The sequence below is a fragment of the Rheinheimera sp. genome (genome assembly GCF_020217005.1).
GTDB lineage: Bacteria > Pseudomonadota > Gammaproteobacteria > Enterobacterales > Alteromonadaceae > Pararheinheimera.
Genome location: NZ_JAIWOI010000170.1, coordinates 1 through 10,000 on the forward strand (window position 1 = coordinate 1; position 10,000 = coordinate 10,000).

Sequence of the window (10,000 nt, forward strand, 5' to 3'; positions counted from 1 at the left end):
TACAACGCCGTTTTACTCAGCCGCTCTACAGCCTGTTAGCTCTGGTACAAAAAGTATCGAAGGAAAAAGACTATCAAATCCGCGTGCCAGCGATGGAAATCACTGAATTCCATAATCTGGGCCGGGCTATCAATACTATGCTGGACAGAACAGAGCAGCAAATCACCAAATTGCGTAGCGCTGAAAGTGAAATTCGTCAGTTAAACCAGGATCTGGAACAAAAAATTAACGACAGAACACTGGCTCTGAAAACCTCAAATCAGGATTTACTCAATACCCTATCAACCCTGCACCAGTATCAGAATCAAATTGTTGAAACAGAAAAAATGGCCAGTTTGGGTCAGATGGTCGCGGGTGTTGCCCATGAAGTAAACACTCCTATAGGGCTTGGCGTGACAGCTTCTACTTTAATGCAGGACAAACTGGCTGAAATACAAAAAGCTTTTGACGATAAGAAGTTAACCTCAAACCAATTGGCAAAGTTTTTGAGCGACAGTTCAGAGAATCTAGGCATTATTTATCGCAATTTAGAGCGGGCTGCCAATCTAATCCGCAGCTTCAAGCAGGTTGCGGTGGACCAGTCTAATGACAACAGAAGATACTTCAATATGCACCAGTTACTGACTGAAGTGCTGTTGTCGCTGCGGCCTAACCTGAAAAAAACCCAACATCAGGTGATATTGCACTGTGATGAGAATCTTGAATTAGAAAGTAAACCAGGCCCAATCAGCCAGATTTTGATCAACCTGATTATGAACAGTCTGATCCACGCTTTTGAACATACTGAACACGGCATCATGACCATAACCGTCACGCTAGCCAGCAGCCGCTGTTATTTGCATTACAAAGACAACGGGTCAGGTGTACCCGAGAATATTAAAAAACGGATCTTCGACCCTTTTGTCACGACAAAAAGAGGAGAAGGTGGTAGTGGCTTAGGTATGCATTTGGTTTATAACTTAGTGACTCAGGCTTTAAACGGCAAAATCCAGTTGGAAAGCTCTTTAGGCCAGGGTATTGATATCCAAATCGATTTCCCCGTAATACCTAAATAAGTTAAAAGATTGAACAATAAGATGTTTTTCAACAACTTACATTAGCCAACACTAATTGTTAACAAATCCACTTGTTAACAAAATCTGCGGTCTATATAATTGCTCAGACAATGACCACAAGTCACAATCATTCTAAAAATATATAAATCAAATACTTAATTACGTTCACATAAGGTTTAAGCATAATGCAGACCCCTGTTATTCTGATTGTTGAAGATGAAGAAGTAACACGACTGAATCTGGTCAGCCTGTTTGAAGGCGAAGGCTATGATGTAGTTGAAGCAGTGAATGGTGAAGAAATGAACCAGAAACTTGCAGAACACAAAGTCAATCTGATTGTTATGGATATCAATCTGCCTGGTAAAAACGGTCTGATACTGGCACGTGAATTACGCCAGAAAGAAAACGTGGGTCTGATTTTTCTGACCGGACGTGACAGTGAAGTCGATCGCATTTTAGGGCTGGAAATCGGTGCTGATGATTACCTGACCAAACCTTTTAACCCACGTGAGCTCACCATTCGTGCCCGTAACCTGTTAAACCGCACTGTGTCTCAACCTGTAGTGGAAGAACATAAAAGTGTAGTGAAGTTTAATGGTTGGATATTGGATGAAAACAGCCGCAACCTGACGTCGCCGGAAGGCGTGTCACGCCGTTTGCCTAAAGGTGAATACCGTGCCTTACGTTTAATGTTGGACAGCCCAGGTAAAATTTTCACCCGTGAGCAACTGATCCGCCATATGACAGGTCGTGAGCTCAGAGCAAATGACAGAACAGTGGATGTCACTATTCGCCGCATCCGTAAACATTTTGAGTCTGACGTTGATAGTCCAGAGTTAATCAGCACCATTCATGGTGAAGGCTACCGCTTCGTTGGTAAACTGGAAAAATAATACTGTAGGGGCGGGTCTTGTAACCGCCCGTCTAATGATACCGCGACGGGCCGGGGCAAGCCCAGCCCCTACAAACTGCCCTTCTATAATTACGATAGGATGCTGACGGCTTAGACCCAGGCTTCAATATATTCCTCAAGAGCGGCCAGGTGCCGTTCTATTGTTATATGGAAATTGATTAACTGTTTTTCCATGCCCTGCAACTCAACGGTTTGCTCCATTAATTTTGCCTGATGCTGCACCCACAATAAACCAACAGAGGCGGCGGCGCCCTTTAGCTTGTGTGCGGCTTCCTGAAATTCAGTACTCTCCTGCTGCACTGCAGCCTCCATCATTTTATTGATATAGCCAGGCAACAACTGCACAAATAACTGCACGCTGCGTAACATAGTGGTTTTACCCAAAGACTGAAGATAATCATCCAGTGTTTGTTGATCTAGAATTTGCTGATCATGGGCTTCTCCGGCCGCAATTTCTTTAGGCGCGGGCGCACCAAACAACTGATGTAAAATTTGATCCAGTTTATTGGTGTTAATAGGTTTGGCCAGAGCACCGTCCACCCTGACATCGTTGAGTTGCTGCTCAGCTTTTCGCACATTAGCGCTCAATACAACTACAGGTAATCTGGCTAATGAAGGCTCGGCCCGTATAAAACGCGCAACCTGATCGCCGGACATATCTGGCAATTGCATATCTAAAAGCACCAGATCTATATCGTCTTCAGTTTCAAGCAAAGCTAAAGCGTCCTCACCTGTTTCAGCCAGTACAACCTGATGGCCACGCTGTTCCAACAGATTGGTCGCTATCTCAGCATTTAATGGCACATCTTCAACTAACAGTATAGTTAAGGCCGGGTATTGAGCAGTTGGCACAGTAGCCGGAGCAGTGGTCAGTTCTGCAGGCAAAGCAATAGTAAAAGTACTGCCTTTGCCTACAGTACTTTCCAGCCTGATATAACCTGACATAGCTTCAGCCAGGGCTCTGGATACTGACAACCCTATACCAGAACCCACTATGCTCAAACGCCTGCCGTCGCTGGATTTATAGTACATGTCAAAGATGCGTTGTTGCTCAGATTCGACTATACCTATGCCAGTATCTGTCACACTAAAACATAACTCTGCCGGATTTTCAGTGCTGATTGAAACTCTAAGCTGCACTGAACCACGGGCTGTAAATTTCACCGCATTATTAATCAGGTTCCATAACACTTGCCGAACCCGGGTTGGGTCCAGCCGGACATAAAGTTGATGAGGAACCGGATCTGGTTTAATAAAATCCAGGCCCTTTTGTTGGCAAATTAAATGGGCAAAATTACAGATATCATGCACAAACTCACAGAGCTGGACTGACTGATAGACAATGTCTAAATCCTGTCGATCAATTTTATCTAAATCGATAATATCGTTAAAAATATTACCTAAGGTCTCAGCACTGCTGAAGATGGTATTGCTCCAGCTGCGCTGCTCCGTTGATAAAGGGCTTTCCAGGAGACGTCGGGTTAAACCTACAATGCCGTTTAATGGCGTACGCAGTTCATGGCTTAAAGTGGCAATGAACTTACCTTTATCCTGATAAGCTTTTTCCAGCGCCTGTTCAGCGAGTTTACGTGAGGTAATATCCCGGCCAAACCCAAGTAAGCCTATATAGCGGCCCTGTTTATCAAAAAAAGGGACCTTACGCATTTCAAACCATAACATGCGGCCATCCGGGGTTTGGTAATCCACGTCCAACGTCAGTTCTACCCTGCTGGTTGAGATCTCTTGATCCGTCAAAATGGCGATAGGCGTAGATTCAGCATCATAAAGCTCGGCTGGATAATGGCCGATTAGCTCCTTAGCTGATTTCCCCATGATCACTTCAAACATCTTATTGCAGCTGACAAAACGGCCAGTTTCATCGCGGTAGTAGAATAAATCCGGTGAGCTGTCGACTATAGAGCGGATTAATAAACTTTGTTCTTCCAGTTCCTGTTGTGTTTTGCGCCGCTCTGTTATTTCGCGACGCAATTCATCAACAGCACGGCGTTTGGCCTGAAAGGCTTTTTTCCTTTCTTCAATTTCAAAGTTCAGTTGGCGAATAGTTTCCTGCATATTCTGATTTAGCAGCTTCTCCTGCCGTATTGAATCCTGTAAATAAAACAGGGCTTCGTCCAAATGGCGGATTAAATAAAAGCTGCACAGTAAAAAAACCGGTGTTATTGAGGCTGAAAACAGTAAGGCCCCCAGTACCATGGACCAAAGCACCATATCGTGCAGCAGCAGGCTGTATAAGCCGCTAATAACACCTGTCAGCGCCTGTAATAAGATAAAACAGAGGCAAAAACACTGTAACCAGCCCCATTGCTTCAGGAATCCGGCTAAACGCCGGACTAACGGGTGAACACTTTGCTGCATTATCTGCCTTTAAGGGTCAATACCTTACAACCTGGGGAAAAACCCTTTATTTTGTTGCTTTTAGTAAGGCAAGTCTGCCAGATCCTGCTGCTTTTTGTCCTGCTAATTTTTGTAATGCAGCAAATCAAAATAGGAAAAAGGCCGTTGATCAGGACATTTTTTAACCAACCATCGCTATTTACGTAGAAGATTGATTGACAGAACACAGCTGAGCGGTTAAATCTAAGCAAGACCTATGTTTGAAGATCTATGACGTAATATGCTGAAAAAAGCGGTATCGCTCTCTACATATTACTACTCGTCCTACTACCTGTCGGAGTGGTTTAACGAGTAGCCAAACCACCAGCTCGCTGCTGGACGTTTTGCTATTTGAAATCTAACCACTATAACTAACAGCCTGCTGAAAATAACTCTGCAACCCGTTTGACAGAGCAGACAGAGCTGTATTGAAGCAACAGGTAATTAAAAATGTTTAAACCATCCATGCTCTCGCTGGCCGTTGCGGCTTGCTGCTTTTCTGTGTCCGCTCAAACTGAAACAACAACAGACACTACACAAATAGAAAAAATCGAAGTCACAGGATCCCGCCTTAAGGGCGTTGATTTGGAGGGAGTTCAACCGCTGGTAGTGATCAACAGTGAAGACATCAAGAAGTCTGGCGCCAACACTATTTTTGACCTGCTCAAGGACGTTGGCCAACTAAGAGGTGGTGAAGGTACTTTTTCAACCACAGAAAGCGGCGCAACTTCCACTTCAACTCCGGCAGGTCAGGCAGCTGCGTCGTTACGAGGCTTAGGTCCGGCTTCTACTCTGACGCTGATTAATGGCCGTCGTGTCGCCGCCAGCTCTTTTGCTGCCGGTACTCAGAACTTTGTAGATGTAAACAGTATTCCTTTAGCCGCCATTGAACGTATTGAAGTATTAGCCACAGGCGCTTCGGCCATTTATGGGGCAGATGCAGTTGCTGGCGTTATTAACTACATACTGAAAAAAGACTACCAGGGTGCAGAGCTAAATGTTTCTTATGGCGACAGTATGGCGTCCAGTGATGAAGGACGCCGCAACCTGAACTTAGTGATAGGCCAACAAGTAGCAGGTGGCCAATTGACTCTGTTTGCTGATTATTTTGATCGTAATGCCTTTAGCGCTCAGGACAGAGATTTTACCCGTTCGCCTTTATTACAAAGCTCATACTCTTACCTACCGAAAAATACTCCCAATATTTATTTCAACTCCGTAGTGTCCGGCAATGAGCTGGCAACTCCGGGTTGTAATACAGCCTTGGTGACCACTGAATTTGGTGAAGAGATTTGCCCTTACTACCCTAACCAGGATGACCAACTGAACTCTGACCTGGAAAGTTACTCTACCGGGGCTATTTTCCAGAAAGATTTTGCTGATATTAGCTGGAATACGGATGTCTTTTTCAGCAATACCAAATCTGTCGCAATCTCCAGCCCTGCACCTATTAACCAATTGGATGATAGCGAAGGACCTTATGTCGACGAAAGTGCCTTAGCTATTTTTGGCCCTGAGCTTCGCAACGAATTGCTGGATCAACTCTATATAGACCCATTTGATACTGCGGCAGGACGGGAGCTCTATGGATTTGCTTTTGATGCCCGCTTTGGAACTCCGCGTACAATAGAAGTAGACACTGATGCATTCCGCCTGGTCAGTGCTTTGTCCGGTTCCATAGGGGATTGGGGTTGGGAATCTGCAGTAATTTATTCTGAATCAAAATCTGACCAGGTTGCCACTGCGGGTATTTATAACAGGTATAAATACCATGCTGCTTTGGCTGGCGAGCTGTGTTCTGACGGAACTATAGCCAGCTACAATGCTGACAATGATAGCCTAAATTGCAGCAGTGGCTCTCTAGGCGCCATGTATAACCCGTTTTTACAAAATGATAGCAATAACGATGCTTTGTTGGCTCTCGCGCAAGAGATGCCAAATCGGAGAGGGAAAAGCACAGTCATAGGCTGGGATGCCCGCTTTAACGGCGATTTAATAGCGTTTAATGGCGGCATGATTAGCTCTGCATTTGGTCTGGAAATCCGTAAAGAAAAAATCACCGACACCCCTTCAGATAATGCAGTAGCACGAGCCGAAAATGGTTATCTGGTTGACGTATTTGGTTTTGGTTCCAGTTTATCTGCTGCAGAACGCACTCAATGGGCAGCATTTTCTGAATTTAACCTGCCGCTGGCGAACGCTTTAGATATGCAATTGGCTGCGCGTTATGATCATTTTGATGATTTTGGCAGTACATTTAACCCCAAAATTGGCTTTAGCTACCGCCCGGTAGAAGAACTGATCGTCAGAGCCTCCTATGCCACGTCCTTCCGCGCCCCTTCGTTAACTCAGGCAGGTGTAAAACTCAGAACTACCACAGCCACCTTTGACTGTAGCGCCAATAAGGCTGTTGCCGATTTGTTCTGCGAAGGTTTTGGCGATGAGCGCAGCAATAATGTGCTGGAGTTAGGTAATCCGAAACTAAAGGCCGAAGAGTCAAACTCTGTTAGTTTAGGTTTTGCACTGAGTATGTCAGAGGAGAGTACCTTAACTTTGGATTATTGGCGTTTCGAGCATGAAAATCTGGTTGATACCAATATGACAGGTGTTCTTGCCCGGGCGATCAACGATGCATCTTTGCGTCATTGTGGTTTAGTACCTGCCGGAGCCCAGGGTATTTCTTTTGATGAAGCCCTTTGTGACGTAACGGACAACGCAGGTCTGACTATTGAGCAAGATGGCGCTAATATGGCTGAAATACTGGACTCCTGGGTAGCTTACGATGATCCACGTTTTGCAGAGTTGCCTTTATTCCGTGACCATGTTTTGTTACTGGAAAATACCGGCGAGCAAACTGTCAGCGGCATAGATTTGGCATACGATCATAGATTTCAAACTGAATCAGGCACTTTTGGCCTGAGTCTGGATGCCACCCATTATTTATCTTTTGAACGCAACAAAGCAGGTTCTGATGAAATTGAAGAGCTCATAGGTACCTGGCGCTATCCTGAGACAGTCGCAGCCTTGCGCTTTAGCTGGTCTAAAGGCAACTTCTTCAGCAGCCTGGCAGCGAACTACACAGACTCTTACGAAGATGATATTGAGGGTCTGCGTGGTCGTGAGCTGGATGAGTTACAGGATTTGGGACAATTAAATCAGGATGGCAGCCGTCAGGTCTCTTCATGGACGACCTGGCGAATGAATATAGGTTATGATTTTGCCAAAACCACCGTCAGTTTTAATATTGATAACCTGTTCGATCGTGATCCTCCTGCTGCATATGGTTCGAGCCGCGGCTTTGATTCGATTAACCATGACGCTTTGGGTCGCAGTTTCAGAATTGCACTCAGCCATAAGTTCTGATGCCTGAATAAAAACCATGGCGACAAAAGAAACGCCATAGATGGCAGCACATAGTATAAGCCGGGTTTCATACCCGGCTGCATTTAACAGGTACATTTAATGCAAGTTACAACTAAAAAACCGGTCAGTATGCCGGACGCTTTTGTCATACTTTTTTTTGTGATGATAGCTGCAGCTATTGCATCTCATCTTATTCCTGCAGGTTACTTTGAGCTCTTGCCTGAAACTGTTAATGCCGCCGGCGAAACAGTCAAAGCCCGTATTGACCCCAACAGTTTTCAACTTGCAGCTGAACAAAACAAAGCTGTGCCTTTGTTTGGTGAAGGCGGTCAGGTTGGCTTTTTAAACTATGCCTTTGAAGGCATGGTTTCAGGCGACAAAATGGGTGCAGCTATAGGTGTTATTGCCTTTATTCTACTCACAGGTGGCGCCTTTGGCATCATCATGAAAACCGGTGCTGTCAATAACGGCATACTGGCCTTAATCGCAAAAACCAAAGATATAGATTTTTTGTTTATCCCTTTGATGTTTCTTCTATTTTCTCTGGGTGGTGCAGTTTTTGGTATGGGTGAAGAGGCTATAGCTTTCTGCATTGTGCTGCTGCCTTTAATGCTGGCATTAGGTTATGACGCTATCACTACTGTGCTGGTGACTTATATTGCAACCCAAATTGGTTTTGCTACCTCCTGGATGAATCCTTTTAGCGTTGCCATAGCTCAGGGTATTGCTGGTTTACCCTTAATGTCAGGAGCTGACTACCGCATTGTACTGTGGGTGGTTTTTACCTTGTTTGGCATAGTTTTCACCATGAGATACGCAGCGAAAATTAAAAAGAATCCACAGCTTTCCGTTAGTTTTGCTTCGGATCAAAAATTACGTGCACAACAACAGGACCAACAAAGTAGTCATTTTGGCAAATTAGATGCTGCTATTTTATTACTTTTTGTTGCTGGTATTGTCTGGGTGATTTGGGGCGTTATAGCCCGTGGTTACTATATTCCAGAAATTGCTACCCAGTTTTTTGCCTTAGGTGTAGCAACAGCTGTGGTCGCCATAGCCGGAAAACGCATGAGTGTGAATGAGTCGGCTGATGCATTTAAACAAGGCGCAGCTGAGTTATTGCCTGCCGCTATGATAGTAGGCATGGCCAAAGGCATTGTGCTGTTGTTAGGTGGCGACCAGGCAACTGAACCTTCGGTCCTTAATACAGTATTGCATTACGCAGGAAGCAGTTTTGACGGTTTTTCATCCTATGTATCAGCCTGGTTTATGTTGATTTTCCAATCAGTATTTAATTTCTTTGTCACCTCAGGCTCAGGTCAGGCTGCATTGACTATGCCTTTGGTCGCTCCTTTGTCGGATTTAGTTGGCGTGTCCAGACAAATTGCTGTTTTGGCTTTTCAATTGGGAGATGGTTTAACCAATTGCATAGTACCAACTTCAGCTTCTTTAATCGGATGCCTGGGAGTCGTAAGAGTCGATTGGATGTTGTGGGCCAAGTTTGCCTGGCGCTTACAACTCTGGCTTTTTGCTTTAGCTAGCCTCGCCCTGTTAGTGGCTGTCGCTATTGGCTACCAATAAAAACTATAACTAAGGATATTCAATGAGCACTATTAAACTCTTTAAAAATGCCCATATTATTGGCCCGCAGGATTCAGGTGTAATGGATGTACTGGTCGCCGGTAGTCAAATTGCGGCTTTGGGACATCATTTAGAAACAGGTAACTCAAACTTACCTGTTGAAGTTTTTGATGCCAGTCAATGCTATTTAGTCCCTGGCTTTGTCGACTCCCTGGTGCATTTTATTGGTGGTGGCGGCGAAGGTGGTTTTGCCAGCAGAACCCCTGAAATGCAACTAACAAACGCAACATTAGGCGGAGTCACTACAGCCATTGGTGTATTAGGCACAGACGCGACCACCAGAACCTTAACTAACTTGCTGGCGAAAGCTCATGCGCTGGAGACCGAAGGTATCAGTACTTATTGCCACACTGGTTCCTATGAAATTCCATGCCGTACTTTGATGGGCAGTGTTACGGATGATCTGATCCTTATTGATAAATTCATCGGCGTTGGCGAAATTGCTATCAGTGATTTCCGCTCCTCTCAACCAACTATTGACGAAATCCGTAAAGTCGCTGCTGCAGCTAAAGTAGGTGGCATCTTGTCTGGTAAAGCCGGTGTGGTCAGTGTGCATGTGGGTAGCGGAGAGTCATTATTGCAGCCACTTTGGCAGGCTGTGGCTGGAACAGAGCTGAAACTATCGCAATTCTAC

At 44.9% G+C, this 10,000-nt stretch carries 5 protein-coding genes and 1 pseudogene; 5 read left to right on the plus strand and 1 reads right to left on the minus strand.

The features are described from left to right. Both LDL40_RS08335 and arcA read left to right on the plus strand, forming a co-directional pair. On the plus strand, positions 1 to 1,055 hold a 1,055-nt coding region (locus LDL40_RS08335), incomplete at its 5' end, for a sensor histidine kinase (RefSeq protein ID WP_300994809.1). 185 nt (positions 1,056 to 1,240) lie between these two features. Then, complete coding sequence (arcA, locus tag LDL40_RS08340) at positions 1,241 to 1,948, plus strand: two-component system response regulator ArcA (RefSeq protein ID WP_300994810.1); 708 nt, start codon at positions 1,241 to 1,243, stop codon at positions 1,946 to 1,948. 110 nt (positions 1,949 to 2,058) lie between these two features. Here arcA and LDL40_RS08345 read toward each other — a convergent pair whose 3' ends face one another. Next, on the minus strand, positions 2,059 to 4,344 hold the full coding sequence (locus LDL40_RS08345; protein WP_300994811.1) for an ATP-binding protein: 2,286 nt from the start codon (positions 4,342 to 4,344) through the stop codon (positions 2,059 to 2,061). 468 nt (positions 4,345 to 4,812) lie between these two features. On the opposite strand from LDL40_RS08345, the gene LDL40_RS08350 reads away from it, so the two are divergent. From LDL40_RS08350 to LDL40_RS08360, 3 genes and pseudogenes are all read left to right on the plus strand, one after another. Further along, complete coding sequence (locus LDL40_RS08350; protein ID WP_300994812.1) at positions 4,813 to 7,725, plus strand: TonB-dependent receptor; 2,913 nt, start codon at positions 4,813 to 4,815, stop codon at positions 7,723 to 7,725. A 99-nt stretch (positions 7,726 to 7,824) separates the two neighbouring features. Continuing rightward, positions 7,825 to 9,306 carry a putative basic amino acid antiporter YfcC gene (gene yfcC / locus LDL40_RS08355; RefSeq protein WP_300994813.1) on the plus strand — a complete coding sequence of 494 codons (1,482 nt, stop codon included), beginning with the start codon at positions 7,825 to 7,827 and terminating at the stop codon, positions 9,304 to 9,306. A gap of 22 nt (positions 9,307 to 9,328) precedes the next feature. Beyond that, positions 9,329 to 10,000: pseudogene (locus tag LDL40_RS08360) on the plus strand (beta-aspartyl-peptidase); the annotation flags it as partial.

Bases quoted from the DNA above. Each gene is read 5' to 3' on its own strand.
- arcA (WP_300994810.1), top strand. From the start codon at position 1,241: ATGCAGACCCCTGTTATTCTGATTGTTGAAGATGAAGAAGTAACACGA.
- LDL40_RS08345 (WP_300994811.1), bottom strand. From the start codon at position 4,344: ATGCAGCAAAGTGTTCACCCGTTAGTCCGGCGTTTAGCCGGATTCCTG.
- LDL40_RS08350 (WP_300994812.1), top strand. From the start codon at position 4,813: ATGTTTAAACCATCCATGCTCTCGCTGGCCGTTGCGGCTTGCTGCTTT.
- yfcC (WP_300994813.1), top strand. From the start codon at position 7,825: ATGCAAGTTACAACTAAAAAACCGGTCAGTATGCCGGACGCTTTTGTC.